Source organism: Pseudomonas sp. PDM04, from assembly GCF_014851765.1.
Taxonomy (GTDB): Bacteria; Pseudomonadota; Gammaproteobacteria; order Pseudomonadales; family Pseudomonadaceae; genus Aquipseudomonas.
Genome location: NZ_JACVAI010000005.1, coordinates 370308 through 386245 on the forward strand (window position 1 = coordinate 370308; position 15938 = coordinate 386245).

Sequence of the window (15938 nt, forward strand, 5' to 3'; positions counted from 1 at the left end):
TTCCCTGGAAATTGATATTACGCTGATAATTCAGGCGCCAAGGTACGGCGCGGCCCGCACAGCGTCAAGGCGCGGTGCGGCGTAGCGAGTGTAGTTGCGCCTTCGGGCGGCAACAATCCTTCAATTACGCCATTCATCATGGTGATTGCCTCGGTGTTGGCGTTCCTTGCCAGTTGTGTCTAGACTGGCCGGGTTCTTGTCGGGGTGCCTTGCTATGAGGCTGAGATCGAATAATTTCGGATCCCGTTGAACCTGATCAGGTTAGCGCCTGCGTAGGGAACAAGATTTCTCGTCACCCGGCGAGTCCTCTTGTGCTTCGTCCGGGATGTTGTTCGACCATTGAACGACCCCTCGAGCACTGAGCACAGCACTGCTGGTTTTGCAGCCCGCGTGCGTCCATCCGTCACAGGTTCGCTCCGACAAAATTCCAATGCCTGGATGCCGTCTGGAGAGCCCGTGATGACGATAAAACTAAAAAATACCGCGAACCTGAGTGATTCGGCGCAAGTCGATCAACAGTCGGTTCAACCCTTTACCCGCTCGCAAAAAATCTATGTCCAGGGCTCCCGTCCCGACATCCTCGTGCCGATGCGCGAAATCAGCCTCGACGTCACACCGACCGACTTCGGCGGCGAGGTCAACGCACCGGTCACGGTCTACGACACGTCGGGTCCGTACACTGACCCCAACGTCATCATCGACGTACGCAAAGGCCTGGCCGATGTGCGCTCGCCGTGGATCGAGTCCCGTGGCGACACCGAGCGCCTGAGCGGCCTGAGTTCGAACTTCGGCCAGGAACGCCTCGCCGATCCGGAATTGACCAAACTGCGCTTCGCCCACGTCAACAACCCGCGTCGCGCCAAGGCCGGGGCCAACGTCACCCAGATGCATTACGCGCGCCAGGGCATCATCACCGCCGAGATGGAGTACGTCGCCATCCGCGAGAACATGAAGCTGGAGGTGGCCCGTGCCGCTGGCCTGCTGGATCAGCAGCATGCCGGCCACAGCTTCGGTGCCAGCGTGCCGAAAGTCATCACCCCGGAATTCGTGCGCGACGAAATCGCCCGCGGTCGCGCGATCATTCCGGCCAACATCAACCACACCGAACTGGAACCGATGATCATCGGCCGTAACTTCCTGGTGAAGATCAACGGCAACATCGGCAACAGCGCCCTGGGTTCGTCCATCGAAGAAGAAGTGGCGAAACTGACCTGGGGTATCCGCTGGGGTTCGGACACGGTCATGGACCTGTCCACCGGCAAGCACATTCACGAAACCCGCGAATGGATCATCCGCAACTCCCCCGTGCCGATCGGCACCGTGCCGATCTACCAGGCCCTGGAAAAAGTCGGCGGCGTGGCGGAAGACCTGACCTGGGAGCTGTTCCGCGACACGCTGATCGAGCAGGCGGAGCAGGGCGTCGACTACTTCACCATCCACGCCGGCGTGCTGTTGCGCTACGTGCCGATGACCGCCAAGCGCGTGACCGGCATCGTTTCTCGTGGGGGGTCGATCATGGCCAAGTGGTGCCTGGCGCACCACAAGGAAAACTTCCTCTACACCCATTTCGAAGACATCTGCGAAATCATGAAGGCCTACGACGTCAGCTTCTCGCTGGGTGACGGCCTGCGTCCGGGTTCGATTGCCGATGCCAACGACGAAGCGCAGTTCGGCGAGCTGGAAACCCTGGGCGAGCTGACCAAGATCGCCTGGAAGCACGATGTGCAATGCATGATCGAAGGCCCGGGTCACGTGCCGATGCAGCTGATCAAGGAGAACATGGACAAGCAGCTCGAGTGCTGCGACGAGGCGCCGTTCTATACCCTCGGCCCGCTGACCACCGACATTGCGCCGGGCTACGACCACATCACCTCCGGTATCGGGGCGGCGATGATCGGCTGGTTCGGCTGCGCCATGCTCTGCTACGTGACCCCCAAGGAGCACCTGGGCCTGCCGAACAAGGATGACGTGAAGACCGGCATCATCACCTACAAGATCGCCGCCCATGCCGCCGATCTGGCCAAGGGGCATCCGGGGGCGCAAATCCGTGACAATGCCCTGAGCAAGGCGCGTTTCGAGTTCCGTTGGGAAGACCAGTTCAACCTGGGCCTCGATCCGGACACCGCCCGTTCGTATCACGATGAGACCCTGCCGAAGGATTCGGCCAAGGTCGCGCACTTCTGCTCGATGTGCGGGCCGAAATTCTGCTCGATGAAAATCACCCAGGAAGTCCGCGAGTATGCGGCCAACCAACGGATCGAAGCGGTCGACGTGGAGGTGGCCCAAGGCATGGCCGAACAGGCCGAGCGCTTCAAGCAGGAAGGCAGCCAGCTGTACCAGAAAGTTTGATCCCGGGGGCCTTCGGCCCCCATCGCGAGCAGGCTCGCCGCCACAGGGAAAATGCCTTCCTTTGTGGGAGCGAGCCTGCTCGCGATGGCGATTTCCACAACAACAAATGTCCCTCTGAGATAACACCCTTGAGCATTCAACCCGGCACTTATTCACCCGACATCGCCGTGCCCACCGACAAACGTGTCTTCGGCGGTCGCGATCTGTTTTCCCTGTGGTTTTCCCTCGGCATCGGCCTGATGGTGTTGCAGACCGGTGCCTTGCTTGCGCCAGGCCTGGGCCTCCCCGGCTCGTTGCTGGCGATCTTCCTCGGCACCCTGGTCGGCGTTCTGCTGCTGGCCGCCGTTGGCGTGATCGGCAGCGACACCGGCCTGTCGTCGATGGCCGCGCTGAAACTCAGCCTCGGCGCCAAAGGCGCGAGCCTTCCGGCGGTGCTGAACCTGTTGCAACTGATCGGCTGGGGGTCGTTCGAAATCATCGTGATGCGCGATGCGGCGAGCCTGCTGGGCGCCCGGGCCTTCAGCGAAGGCAGCCTGTGGTCCAATCCGCTGCTCTGGACAGTATTCTTCGGCGGTCTGGCGACCTTGCTGGCGGTCAGCGGCCCGTTGACGTTTGTGCGGCAGATACTGCGCAAATGGGGCATCTGGCTGCTGCTGGCAGCGTGTACCTGGCTGACCTGGAACCTGTTCGCCAAGGCCGATCTGGCGGCGCTGTGGGCGCAGGCCGGAGACGGTTCGATGCCGTTCGCGGTGGGCTTTGACATCGCCATCGCCATGCCGCTGTCGTGGCTGCCACTGATTGCCGACTATTCGCGGTTTGGCAAGCGGGCGAAAAACGTGTTCGGCGGCACCGCGGTGGGGTTCTTCATCGGTAATTTCTGGCTGATGAGCCTGGGCGTGGCGTACACCCTGGCGTTCGCGCCGAGTGGCGAGGTGAATGCGCTATTGCTGGCGCTGGCCGGTGCGGGCCTGGGCATTCCATTGCTGTTGATCCTGCTGGATGAATCGGAAAACGCGTTCGCCGACATTCACTCGGCGGCCGTGTCCAGCGGATTTCTGTTGCGCTTGAAAGTCGAGCATCTGGCATTGGCCATCGGCGTGCTCTGCACCCTCATCGCCCTGCTGGCGCCGTTGGCGCAGTACCAGAACTTCCTGCTGCTGATCGGTTCGGTGTTCGCGCCGCTGTTCGGCGTGGTGCTGGTGGATCACTTCATCCTGCGCAAGCGCAGTGGCCAGCTGGCGTCGGTCGCATTGCGCTGGCCGGCGCTGCTCGCCTGGCTGGGGGGCATCAGCACTTACCATCTGTTGGCGAACCTGTACCCGGATGTCGGCGCAACCCTGCCGGCGCTGGTCCTGGCAGGGCTGTTGCAGCTTGTGCTGGGCCGGGCGTTCAGTTACGGCCGGGAAACAGCTCGGGCTTGAGAATGCCGTTCAGGCGTGGGTAGGGGATCTTCAGTTCGACGTGGCCCAGTGCGTAAGGCGCGATGGTGCTGACCTGATACTTGAGGATCACCCCGCCATAGGTCAGCGCCACGTTCGGGGTTTTCTGGAACGGCCAGCTCTTCACGAACTCCGCTTCCTGATCGAGCTTGGTGCTGATCAGCCAGCTGTTGTGCGCCACCTGCGCGGCTTTCCAGAAGGCATCTTCCTGCCCCGGCAGCAACATGTCGGACAAGTTCAGCACCTTGTGCTGCTGGCGCGAGTAGTTGATGAAGCCGCGACCCGGCGTGCCATGGGCGCCGCCGGTGTCCAGGTAGCTGGAAAACTCGATGATCACCAAGCCGTCATGCTGCTCGCGTACCTTGGCCTGCAAGTAGCTGCTGTTGCGCGGTGCGGCGGTGCGCAAAAACTCGTCGCGATACGCCGCCAACGTCGGTGCCGCCGGTGCCTCAGGCGAGGTGCGGGTCATCTGCAGCAAGCGTTTTTCGACGATGCCGTCCAGTGCAGGCTCGGTGGGGAAGCGCAGCGTGTCGATGTTCACCAGCGGGCAGTCGGCAGACGTGCAACCGGGCTTCAACTGCTCGGAGGCATCGCGGGTGGTTTCCAGCGGCACTCGGTAGTTGGGCTGGAACAGGCTCTGGCAAGCGCCCAGGGTCAGGGCGATGGCTGCCACGGAGGCGATCTTGAAAAGTGACATGGGCGTCCTTCATGAAACAGGGAAAGGCGAAAAGTTACCCGCTTCGACTCTCAACCAGGCAGTCAGTTCGCCACTAAGCTAATTAGAGTGGGTTTCGCCCTCACCGTCTATCCCGCTGACGGGAAAGGGGCTGCATCAAACGTCACGGGCGCGTTAGGATGGCGCGAAGTCGAGGTTGCAGGCACACGCAGGCAACCTCGGATCGGATTGTGCAAACGAGGATAGTCATGACTGATTTTGCCAGCGCCATTCCAACCGCCGTCGATATCGTTCGGCGCGAAAAGTGCTACGAGGGCTTCTACAAGCTCGACCGTGTGCATTTGCGCCACGAATTGTTCGGCGGCGGCATGAGTCGCGAAATCAATCGAGAAGTGTTTGTCCGCCACGATGCCGTTTGCGTATTGCCTTACGATCCGCAGCGCGACGAAGTGGTGCTGATCGAGCAGTTTCGTGTCGGCGCCATGGGCAAGACCGACAACCCGTGGCTGGTCGAACTGGTCGCTGGTCTGATCGACAAGGACGAAGTGCCGGAAGAAGTTGCCCACCGCGAAGCGCAGGAGGAAGCTGGGCTGGAATTCCGCGCACTGTGGCCGATGACCAAGTATTTTCCGTCGCCGGGTGGCAGCAATGAATTCGTGCACTTGTACCTGGGGCGCTGCGAGACGAACGGAGTCGGGGGCCTGCATGGACTGGAGGAAGAAGCTGAAGATATCCGCGTGACGGTCTGGGCTTTCGAAGATGCCCTGCAAGCCGTGCGCGACGGGCGAATTGCCAACGCGGCCAGCATCATTGCCTTGCAATGGCTGGCCTTGAACCGCGTTGAAGTGAGGGGGCTATGGTCGTAAACAAGCTGCGCGATCGTTACAGGGTCGACCTGGCGGGGCTGCAAGCGTCCTGCGAGGCGAACTACGCGCGCCTGATGCGACTGCTCCCCGACATGCGCAACGAGCCGGCGGCACGGCGTATCGCCGTGACCCATGGCGACCAGATGCTCGGTGTCCTGGCGCTGGAAGTGCTGCAGGTCTGTCCGTACACCACGACGTTGCAGGTGCGTCAGGAACATAGCCTGCCGTGGTTGCCGGTGCCGCAACTGGAGGTTCAGGTGTACCACGACGCCTGTATGGCCGAAGTGGTCAGCGCCGAACATGCACGACGCTTTCGCGGCATCTATCCTTACCCGAACGCCGCGATGCATCAGCCGGATGAAAAGGCCCAGTTGAACATGTTCCTGGGTGAATGGCTGAGTCACTGCCTGGCGCTGGGGCATGAGTACGAAGTCGTTCGCTAGTTGTGAACTGCGTCCGGTTAACGGGTTTCCCCTTTTGCATGTCCCCCAGCATAATTGCGCCACTTGAGCCCTGGGAGAGCGCCTTGCCGAGCGTATCCACATTGACCACCGCCGATTCGGCGCTGCTGGTGCAACTGTCCGACAGCCATCTGTTTGCCGAAGCCGACGGAACCTTGCTGGGCATGAACACGCGACAGAGCCTGCAAAAGGTCATCGAACTGGTCAGGCATCAACAGCCGCGAATCGACCTGATCATTGCCAGTGGTGATATTTCCCAGGACGGCACGCTGGAGTCCTACCAGCGGTTTCGCGACCTGACCCGGCCGCTCGATGCGCCCGCGCGCTGGATTCCCGGCAATCACGATGAGCCGCAGGTCATGGCCGAGGCTGCCGTGCAGAGTGCGCTGCTGGAGCCGGTGGTGGACATCGGCAACTGGCGGGTCACCCTGCTCGACTCGGCGGTGCCGGGGTCGGTGCCGGGGTATTTGCAGGACGAGCAATTGCAGTTGCTCGCGCGTTCCTTGAGCGAAGCGCCGGAGCGCCATCACTTGGTGTGTTTCCACCATCATCCGGTGTCGATTGGTTGTGCCTGGATGGAACCGATCGGGTTGCGCAACCCCGAGGCGCTGTTTGCCGTGCTGGATCGTTTTCCACAGGTACGCGCGGTGTTGTGGGGGCATGTGCATCAGGAAATCGATCAGTTTCGAAACGGCGTGCGCCTGATCGCTTCGCCCTCGACCTGCATTCAGTTCGAGCCAGGGAGCGTCGATTTCAAGGTCGGTGAGCAGGCGCCGGGCTACCGCTGGCTGCGGTTGTCGCCGGACGGGCAGATCGAGACCGGTGTGGAGCGGGTGACCGGGTTCGATTTCACGGTGGATTACGGCTCCAACGGCTACTAGTCATTCCTCAAGGCCGCGTCGTGGCCTTCGCTCCCACAGTGGATCCGGGCCGCTCATAAACTGTGTGGGAGCGAGCCTGCTCGCGAAGGCGTCGGCCCAGACGACTTGAATTTCACAGATATCCCCGATTCCCCCGACTCCCTGTAAACTCCGCCCTTCCTCACCCGACACACAGGGAGTCCAGATGTCCGGTTCGATCCTTTATATCCACGGTTTCAACAGCGCGCCCGCTTCGCAAAAGGCCACGCAGTTGATGCAGGTGATGGAGCGTCTGGGCCTGAGCAGTCATCTGCGAGTCCCGGCCTTGCATCACCATCCACGCCAGGCCATCGCGCAGCTGGAGCAGGCGATTGCCGAGCTCGGGCGGCCACTGCTGGTCGGCAGCTCACTCGGCGGCTACTATGCGACTCACCTGGCCGAGCGCCATGGCCTCAAGGCCTTGCTGATCAACCCTGCCGTCAGTCCGCACCGGATGTTCGACGGGTTCCTGGGGACGCAGAAAAACCTGTATACCGATGAGGCCTGGGAATTGACCCACGACCATGTGACGGCCTTGGCCGAACTGGAAGTGCCGGCGCCCCGGGATCCGCAGCGGTACCAGGTGTGGTTGCAAACGGGCGATGAAACACTGGACTATCGCCTCGCCGAGCAGTATTACCGGGCGTGTGCCTTGCGTATCCAGGCCGGCGGCGATCATGGTTTCCAGGGTTTTGCCGCGCAACTGCCGGCAATGCTGAGTTTTGCCGGCATCGGCGCAGATTTGTATCGGGCGATGGATTTCACGGCACTGTGAACACTCGCTCTTTTTCATCGATCACTTTTTAGACAGGCGGACGAAGAGACCCCATGGCCACTCCCAGCGCTAGCTCTTATAACGCAGACGCCATCGAAGTCCTCTCGGGCCTCGACCCGGTGCGCAAACGCCCCGGCATGTACACCGACACCAGTCGGCCGAACCACCTTGCCCAGGAAGTCATCGACAACAGCGTCGACGAAGCCCTGGCGGGTCACGCCACGTCGGTGCAGGTCATCCTGCACGCCGACCACTCGCTGGAAGTCAGCGACGATGGCCGTGGCATGCCCGTGGACATTCACCCGGAAGAGGGCGTCTCGGGCGTCGAACTGATCCTCACCAAGCTGCACGCAGGCGGCAAGTTTTCCAACAAGAACTACCAGTTCTCCGGCGGTTTGCACGGGGTGGGTATTTCCGTGGTCAACGCCCTGTCGACCGAAGTGCGGGTGCGCGTCAAGCGCGATGGCAATGAATACCAGATGACCTTCGCCGATGGTTTCAAGAAAACCGAACTGGAAGTGATTGGCAGCGTCGGCAAGCGCAACACCGGCACCAGCGTATTCTTCGCGCCGGACCCGAAGTACTTCGATTCACCGAAATTCTCCATCAGCCGCCTCAAGCACGTGCTCAAGGCCAAGGCCGTTCTGTGCCCGGGGCTGCTGGTCAGCTTTGAAGACAAGGGCACCGGCGAGAAAGTCGAGTGGCATTATGAAGATGGCCTGCGTTCGTACCTGGTCGATGCGGTCAGCGAGTTCGAACGCCTGCCCGACGAACCGTTCTGCGGCAGCCTGGCCGGTAACAAGGAAGCGGTGGATTGGGCGCTGTTGTGGCTGCCCGAAGGTGGCGACAGCGTTCAGGAAAGCTACGTCAACCTGATCCCCACCGCCCAGGGCGGCACCCACGTCAATGGCTTGCGTCAGGGCCTGCTCGACGCGATGCGCGAGTTCTGCGAGTTCCGCAGCCTGTTGCCGCGCGGCGTCAAGCTGGCGCCGGAAGACGTCTGGGAGCGCATCGCCTTCGTGCTGTCGATGAAGATGCAGGAACCGCAATTCTCCGGCCAGACCAAAGAGCGCCTGTCGTCCCGGGAAGCGGCGGCGTTCGTCTCCGGGGTGGTCAAGGATGCGTTCAGCCTGTGGCTCAACGCCAACCCGGAAACCGGCATGCTGCTCGCCGAGCTGGCGATCAACAATGCTGGCCGGCGCCTCAAGGCGAGCAAGAAGGTCGAGCGCAAGCGCATTACCCAGGGGCCGGCACTGCCGGGCAAGCTCGCCGACTGCGCCGGGCAGGACCCGATGCGTTCCGAGCTGTTTCTGGTGGAGGGTGACTCCGCCGGCGGTTCGGCCAAGCAGGCGCGGGACAAGGAATTCCAGGCCATCCTGCCGTTGCGCGGCAAGATCCTCAACACTTGGGAAGTGGACGGCAGCGAAGTGCTGGCCAGCCAGGAAGTGCACAACATTGCCGTGGCCATCGGTGTCGATCCGGGCGCGGCGGACATGAGCCAGCTGCGTTACGGCAAGATCTGCATCCTCGCCGACGCCGACTCCGACGGTCTGCACATCGCCACCCTGCTGTGCGCATTGTTCGTCCAGCATTTCCGTGCGCTGGTCGATGCCGGTCACGTCTATGTCGCAATGCCACCGCTGTACCGGATCGATCTGGGCAAGGACATCTACTACGCCCTCGATGAAGCCGAGCGCGACGGGATTCTTGACCGCCTGGTGGCCGAGAAGAAACGCGGCAAACCGCAGGTCACCCGATTCAAGGGCCTGGGTGAAATGAACCCGCCGCAGTTGCGTGAAACCACCATGGACCCGAACACCCGGCGCCTGGTGCAACTGACCCTGGACGATTTTGACGCGACGTCGGAAATGATGGACATGTTGCTGGCGAAGAAACGCGCCGGCGACCGTAAATCCTGGCTCGAATCCAAAGGCAACCTGGCCGAGGTTCTTGGCTGATGCGGGTTGGCTTTGCCCTGGCGTGTGCGTTACTTCTGGGCTGTGGTTCGGTGTTTGCCGAACCGGCACCGTCGTTGCGCCTGTTGTCCGAGCATCCCGTGGAGGGCATGCGCGGCGGCAATCTGTCGGGGCTGGCGCAGTGCGGCAAGGAATTGTGGACGGTATCCGATCGCGACGACGACCAGATCTACCGCCTGGAGCCCGGTGACGGAACCTGGCAGGCGCAAACCGTGCACATCGATGTGCCGCCAGTGCCGGACAGCGGTTTGCCCTGGGGCCTGCGTTCGCGGACCTGGGTGGCTTCGTTCGTGCGCGGCGGTGACCTTGATTTCGAAGGCATCACCTGCGATAGCGCCGGCAATCGCTACATCGTCAGCGAAGCTCATGCCGCTGTGCTGCAAGTGCCGCCAGCCGGGCCGGCGTCCTGGTTGAAGATCTCGCCGTTGCTGGTTCGTGAGGCGCGGGCCAGTGGCATGCTGTTGCACTTCAACGCGCTGTTCGAAGGCCTGGCCATCAACCCCGCTGGCGATCAATTGTGGTTGGCGGCGGAGCGCGAACGTCGTGGCCTGCTGCTGGTCAAGCGTCAGCAAACGGTCTGGGATTGCGATGCAGGGTGTGTGCTGCTGAGCGAAGCCGGCGTGGAAATGCAGCCGGCGAACTTTCCCAAAGCCAAGGCGGTATCGCGGGATTTTTCCGATCTGTCATTGTTCAACGGCAAGCTGTTCACCCTCGAGCGCAATGCGTTCGAGATTTGCCGCCGCGACGCGGTGACGGCCAAGGTCGAGCGGTGCTGGTCATTTGCCGACGAGGCGCTGCAGCCACCTCGGCGTTACGCCCAGGACTACGGCCTGGCGGAGGCGCTGATCGTGGACGCCGAGGGTGCCTGGATCGGCATCGATAACAATGGAGGGGCTCGCGCCGATGGCGAGAAGCGCCCGATCGTCTGGCGCTTTGCCGCGCCTGACGGTGGCTGGAACGCCGCGCCGTGACTGCGCAACCGCCAGGCAAGCGCGCCGGTCGGGTCTTGCTGATCCTGGCCTGGTGCGCCGGCCTGTTCCTGGCCACGCGATTCTTCGGCGAATGGGAAGCGCGCCAGAACAATCCCAATGTGGTTGTCAGTTCGCAGCAGGGCGATGGTTACATCGAAGTGAAGCTGGTCAGCAACCAGCAGGGCCACTTCGTCGCCAGCGGTCAGATCAACGGCCAGCCGGTGGATTTCATGCTGGACACCGGGGCGACGGATGTATCGATCCCGGCCGAACTGGCCAAACGCTTGAAACTGGAAGAAGGCTTCGGGGTGACCCTGAGCACGGCAAACGGTCTGAGCCAGGGTTACCGAACCCGTATCGACCGCTTGCAGGTCGGCGACATCGTCTTGCGCGATGTCCGCGCGCTGGTCGCGCCCGGCCTGGACGGCAATCAGGTGCTGCTGGGCATGAGCGCGCTGAACAAACTTGAATTTACCCAGCGCGGTGGCACCATGCTGCTGCGCCAGACAACGAACCGATGAGGCCCGCATGAGCGACTCCCTTGATCTCAGCCTGGACGGTGTAGAACGCCGGTCACTGTCTGACTTCACCGAAAATGCCTACCTCAACTACTCCATGTACGTGATCATGGACCGTGCCCTGCCGCATATCGGCGACGGCCTGAAACCGGTACAGCGACGCATCGTCTACGCGATGAGCGAGTTGGGGCTGGATGCCGATTCCAAGCACAAGAAATCGGCGCGTACCGTCGGTGACGTGCTCGGCAAGTTCCACCCGCACGGCGATTCGGCCTGCTACGAAGCGATGGTCCTGATGGCCCAGCCGTTCAGCTACCGCTACACGCTGGTCGATGGCCAGGGCAACTGGGGGGCGCCGGACGATCCCAAGTCCTTCGCCGCCATGCGATACACCGAAGCACGGCTGTCGCGCTATTCCGAAGTGCTGCTCAGCGAGCTGGGCCAGGGCACGGCGGACTGGGGCCCGAACTTCGACGGCACCCTCGAAGAACCTCTGGTGTTGCCGGCACGTTTGCCGAACATCCTGCTCAACGGCACCACCGGCATCGCCGTGGGCATGGCCACGGACGTACCGCCGCACAACCTGCGTGAAGTGGCGTCGGCGTGCGTGCGCCTGCTCGATGAGCCCAAGGCCACGGTCGAGCAGCTCTGCGAACACATCCAGGGCCCGGATTACCCGACCGAAGCGGAAATCATCACCCCGCGCGCCGACCTGCTGAAAATGTATGAAACCGGCAAGGGATCGGTGCGCATGCGCGCCGTGTACCACGTCGAAGACGGTGACATCATCGTCACCGCGCTGCCGCACCAGGTCTCCGGGGCCAAGGTGCTGGAACAGATCGCGGCGATGATGCAGGCCAAACCGTCCAAGGCCCCGCAGATCGCCGACCTGCGTGACGAGTCTGACCACGAAAACCCGTGCCGGATCGTGATCATTCCCGGTGCGCGCAAGAACTTCGACCACGATGCCTTGATGCAGCACCTGTTCGCCAGCACCGAGCTGGAATCGAGCTACCGGGTCAACATCAACATCATCGGCCTGGACGGCAAACCGCAGTTGAAAAACCTGCGGGCCCTGCTGGTCGAATGGCTGGAGTTCCGGGTCCAGACCGTGCGTCGCCGCCTGCAATTCCGCCTCGACAAGGTCGAGCGTCGCCTGCACCTGTTGGACGGCTTGCTGATTGCCTACCTCAACCTGGATGAAGTGATTCATATCATCCGTACCGAGGAACACCCCAAGGCGGCGCTGATCGAGCGGTTCGCCCTCAGCGAAATCCAGGCGGACTACATTCTCGACACCCGTCTGCGTCAATTGGCGCGCCTGGAAGAAATGAAGCTGCGCGCCGAGCAGGACGAACTGCTCAAGGAGCAGGCCAAGCTGCAAGCCTTGCTGGGTAGCGAAGCCAAACTGAAGAAACTGGTGCGCAGCGAGTTGCTCAAAGACGCCGAAACCTACGGTGACGACCGTCGCTCGCCCATCGTCGAGCGTGCCGAAGCCAAGGCCCTCACTGAGCACGACCTGCTGCCGAACGAGAAAGTCAGCGTGGTGCTGTCGGAAAAAGGCTGGGTTCGCTCCGCCAAGGGCCACGACATCGACGCCACCGGGCTTTCCTACAAGGCCGGGGATGGTTTCAAGGCGCTGGCGGCCGGGCGGTCCAACCAGTACGCGGTGTTCATCGACTCCACCGGCCGCAGTTACTCGGTAGCGGCCCATACACTGCCGTCGGCCCGTGGCCAGGGCGAGCCGCTGACCGGTCGCCTGACGCCGCCGCCAGGGGCGAGTTTCGAATGCGTGCTGATGCCTGAAGACGATTCGCTGTACGTGATCGCTTCCGACGCCGGTTACGGGTTCGTGGTCAAGGGTGAAGACTTCCAGGCCAAGAACAAGGCGGGCAAGGCCCTGCTGAGCCTGCCGAACAATTCGAAAGTGATCCTGCCGCGTCCGGTGGCCGACCGTGAGAACAACTGGCTGGCTTCGGTGACCACCGAAGGTCGCCTGCTGATCTTCAAAATCAGCGATCTGCCACAATTAGGTAAGGGCAAGGGCAACAAGATCATCGGTATTTCCGGTGAGCGTGTGGCCAATCGCGAAGAATATGTCACGGACATCGCTGTTTTGCCGGAGGGTGCCACATTGGTGCTGCAGGCCGGAAAACGTACCTTGTCACTGAAAGCGGACGACCTCGAGCACTACAAAGGTGAACGTGGGCGTCGTGGTAACAAATTGCCACGTGGCTTCCAGAGAGTGGATGCGCTGCTCGTCGAAAACCTCAATTAGGCGTCCTAGAGCGCCCGATCTACGATTTAACGCGTAGATCGGCGCTTTGGCGCTGGAGTCGGAACGCATATTCACGGATGATATGGCCTTTCAAGCGCCGGCGTGGTCGAGCGTTCTTCATATTTATTGAGTATTTTCACTGTGGTTAGCCTTGTGGCAACCACCTGGATGGGACGATGACTGCTCTGCGCCTTCCTTTTATTTTGATGCTCGCCGGCGTTCTTGGCCTGGCGGGTTGCAGCGTTCACCAGCCGGTGTCGCTGTATCAGCTGGACAGCGGAAGTCCGGCACAACCTGCGCAAGCCGCAGGCATGGCGGTATTGTTGGGTCCGGTCGTCGTTGCGGACTACCTGCAACGTGAAACGCTGTTGCAGCGTCAACCGGATGGCAGCCTTCAGGCCTCGACCGACGGTCGTTGGGCTGGCAGCCTTTCCTCCGACATCGATCAGCTGTTGTTGCGCCAGGTCGCGGGTCACCTGGACAGCCAGCGTGTGGTGCTGGCCCCGGCGACCCTCGGCTTCACCCCGGACGTTCAGGTTTTGCTGACCATCACGCGGCTGGACTCGGGTGAGTCGCAACCGGCGATCCTGGATGCGCAATGGCGCCTGATCGATCGCCGTGGTCAGGTTCGGGATAACCGCATCGTTCACCTGCAGGAGCAGCATGCCGGTGGCACCGCGGCCCAGGTGCAGGCCCAGGGCGTGTTGTTGCAGCGTCTGGCCGAGCAGCTTTCCGTGGCGCTCAAGCCACTGGCCAACCAGCCACCGATTGCCGAAGCCCCTAAAAAGCCTGCTGCCAAGCCTGTTGCACCGGCAGCGGAGCAGGAGAAACAGCCCAAGATCCCGATGGCCGCTCCGATCCGCACCGATATGGAAGTGTTCCGCTTCTAAAGCCGGATGGCTTCAAGACCAAGCCCGCCCTGTTGCGGGCTTTGTTGTTTCTGCAGGTTGGAAGTCTCGTTTGTCTATGCTGGCCCCATCGCGAGCAGGCTCGCTCCCACAGAGTTTTGTGTTGTGACCAGTACCGACCACTGTGGGAGCGAGCCTGCTCGCGATGACGCCAGTGAAGGCCACAAAAAAGCCCGCAGACAATCGCTTGTCTGCGGGCTTTCTTGCAGCAGGGCCGAAGGTTTACGCCCGACGCTCATGCATCCGCGCCAGTTGCCGCTCGAGCATCGACGGATAAGGCTCCATCAAGCGCTCTACACAGCAGGCACCCTCAGGGCTGGCAATCGGGCGGATACGCGCACGCTGGCGGATCAGGGCGTCGTCGCTGATCCTGCGCTCCACCAGCAGCAGGTTGCGGCTGTGTTGCGACAGGGCCAGGGCGTCCTGAGCGGTTTCGGTCAGCAGCAGGTCGATCTGGCTCAGGCCGAACAACTCATCGCCCAGGGTCAGGCCCAGCTGCAATTGCAGGGTGATGCCACTGTCGGCGACTTCGATCTGCAACTGATGGCCCAGTGCGCGCAACAATTCGCCGCAGCAGATGGCATTGGTCAGGTAATCGTCGCCACTGTCCTCGGTGTGGAACAGCATCAGCGTGCTGCCATCGTTGAGGGTGTGCAATTCGCTCTGATACAGCGACGCCGCCTGATCGAGGCAGTCGCGGTAGCGTTCCAGCAGTTCTTCCAGGCGTGCCCGGGGCAAGCGACGCAGTTGGTCCTGAGCGCCCAATTGCACGGCCAGAACCGCGCTGTGCTGCGGTACGCTGGAGACCTGCGGCTTGATCGCCGGGGTCGATGCCGACTCGTCGCGCAGATCGGCAAACGGATCTTCGTCATCATCGTCTTCGACGGTGCTGACGATATGCCGAGGTGCAGGCCTGAGGCTGGCGACAGGCTTGGTCTCATCGAAGCTCGGGTCGCGCAGGTTGCGCACTTCGAAGGCTGGCTCGTGATCGTCGGCGTCGGTGTACTCGCTGTCGTCGTACTCGGGTTCCGGCACGGGCTCGGGTTCGGCCGGTTCCGGTGCGAAGTTGGCGTGCAGTTGGCGCGCCAGGTCGCCGATTTCGTCCTGACGGCCGGTAGCCGGGGTGTATTCGTCGATATTGCGCAGCCACACGCGCAATTGCAGCAGCGGTGTGGAGAGGTGACGACCCAGGCGCAGGCTCAAGGCCAGGGACAGGGCCAACAGGATGGCGCTCAAAATGCCCATGCTCTGCAGGCTGATGGTCATCGGCTGCTGGAACTGGTCCATGTCCAGGCTGATGCGCAACTGCCCGGCGGTCACGTCCTGGAACGTGATCTTGCTCTGGTACATGCCCTCGGCTTCGCCCAGCAGGCCGTGCTTGGGGCGCTGACCGGATTCAGCGAGGATGCGGTTATCCACGCTGTAGATGGCGGCGTGGGCCACCAGCTTGTTCTTGGTCAGGTTGTTGAGCAGCACGTTGAGGCTGAGGATGTCGTTGGACACCAGCAGCTCGGTGGCCGAGGTGGCCGTCTGCGTGGTCAGGCTTTCGCCCAGGGCATCCGCCTGTTCGTGCATGGCCTGCTTGAACTGCAAACCCATCACGCAGGCGTAGATCACCAGGGCCAGGGCGACCAGGATCACGTTATGGCTGGCGATGCGCAATGCAATCGGTACACGGCGGTGGCGCAGTGCACGGAAGATCAGCAGAAAGAAGTTATCGGTTTTTACTGGCGTGGGCCGGTTCACTTGCGCTCGGCTCTTTTGTCCGTGAAGTTGACGCGCAGTATAGCGACAGGCCCTAGACCGGCAAAGCGCTCACGGT

General features: G+C 62.1%; 13 protein-coding genes and 1 riboswitch. Of the genes, 11 read left to right on the plus strand and 2 right to left on the minus strand.

All coding sequences use genetic code 11. The features are described 5' to 3' along the window. Positions 1-190: 190 nt before the first annotated feature. A riboswitch (TPP riboswitch) is annotated at positions 191-296 on the plus strand. Between the two features lie 163 nt (positions 297-459). After that, positions 460-2349, plus strand: coding sequence for a phosphomethylpyrimidine synthase ThiC (thiC, locus tag IB249_RS21275; RefSeq protein WP_192307677.1), 1890 nt, complete (start codon positions 460-462; stop codon positions 2347-2349). A 128-nt stretch (positions 2350-2477) separates the two neighbouring features. Beyond that, on the plus strand, positions 2478-3770 hold the full coding sequence (cytX, locus tag IB249_RS21280; protein ID WP_192307678.1) for a putative hydroxymethylpyrimidine transporter CytX: 1293 nt from the start codon (positions 2478-2480) through the stop codon (positions 3768-3770). On the opposite strand, the gene IB249_RS21285 is transcribed toward cytX, so the two are convergent. Further along, positions 3739-4485: an RsiV family protein gene (locus IB249_RS21285; RefSeq protein ID WP_192307679.1), complete on the minus strand. Its 747-nt coding sequence runs from the start codon at positions 4483-4485 to the stop codon at positions 3739-3741. The genes cytX and IB249_RS21285 overlap by 32 nt on opposite strands. A gap of 227 nt (positions 4486-4712) precedes the next feature. On the opposite strand from IB249_RS21285, the gene IB249_RS21290 reads away from it, so the two are divergent. From IB249_RS21290 to IB249_RS21330, 9 genes are all read left to right on the plus strand, one after another. Then, positions 4713-5330: an NUDIX domain-containing protein gene (locus IB249_RS21290; RefSeq protein WP_192307680.1), complete on the plus strand. Its 618-nt coding sequence runs from the start codon at positions 4713-4715 to the stop codon at positions 5328-5330. After that, positions 5321-5773: a DUF1249 domain-containing protein gene (locus IB249_RS21295; RefSeq protein ID WP_192307681.1), complete on the plus strand. Its 453-nt coding sequence runs from the start codon at positions 5321-5323 to the stop codon at positions 5771-5773. Before IB249_RS21290 ends, IB249_RS21295 begins: the two co-directional genes overlap by 10 nt. An 83-nt stretch (positions 5774-5856) precedes the next feature. Continuing rightward, entirely contained in the window at positions 5857-6672 is an 816-nt protein-coding gene (cpdA, locus tag IB249_RS21300; protein WP_192307682.1) for a 3',5'-cyclic-AMP phosphodiesterase, read from the plus strand. Between the two features lie 184 nt (positions 6673-6856). Continuing rightward, entirely contained in the window at positions 6857-7465 is a 609-nt protein-coding gene (locus tag IB249_RS21305) for a YqiA/YcfP family alpha/beta fold hydrolase (RefSeq protein WP_192307683.1), read from the plus strand. 53 nt (positions 7466-7518) lie between these two features. Then, positions 7519-9423, plus strand: a complete 1905-nt coding sequence (parE, locus tag IB249_RS21310) for a DNA topoisomerase IV subunit B (protein ID WP_192307684.1) — start codon at positions 7519-7521, stop codon at positions 9421-9423. After that, positions 9423-10412: an esterase-like activity of phytase family protein gene (locus IB249_RS21315; protein ID WP_192307685.1), complete on the plus strand. Its 990-nt coding sequence runs from the start codon at positions 9423-9425 to the stop codon at positions 10410-10412. Before parE ends, IB249_RS21315 begins: the two co-directional genes overlap by 1 nt. Then, positions 10409-10933, plus strand: a complete 525-nt coding sequence (locus IB249_RS21320; protein WP_192307686.1) for a TIGR02281 family clan AA aspartic protease — start codon at positions 10409-10411, stop codon at positions 10931-10933. Before IB249_RS21315 ends, IB249_RS21320 begins: the two co-directional genes overlap by 4 nt. Before the next feature lie 7 nt (positions 10934-10940). Then, entirely contained in the window at positions 10941-13208 is a 2268-nt protein-coding gene (parC, locus tag IB249_RS21325; RefSeq protein WP_192307687.1) for a DNA topoisomerase IV subunit A, read from the plus strand. Positions 13209-13384: 176 nt separating this feature from the next. Beyond that, positions 13385-14098: a membrane integrity-associated transporter subunit PqiC gene (locus IB249_RS21330; RefSeq protein ID WP_192307688.1), complete on the plus strand. Its 714-nt coding sequence runs from the start codon at positions 13385-13387 to the stop codon at positions 14096-14098. Positions 14099-14338: 240 nt separating this feature from the next. On the opposite strand, the gene IB249_RS21335 is transcribed toward IB249_RS21330, so the two are convergent. Continuing rightward, entirely contained in the window at positions 14339-15862 is a 1524-nt protein-coding gene (locus IB249_RS21335) for an AhpA/YtjB family protein (protein WP_192307689.1), read from the minus strand. Between the last annotated feature and the right edge of the window lie 76 nt (positions 15863-15938).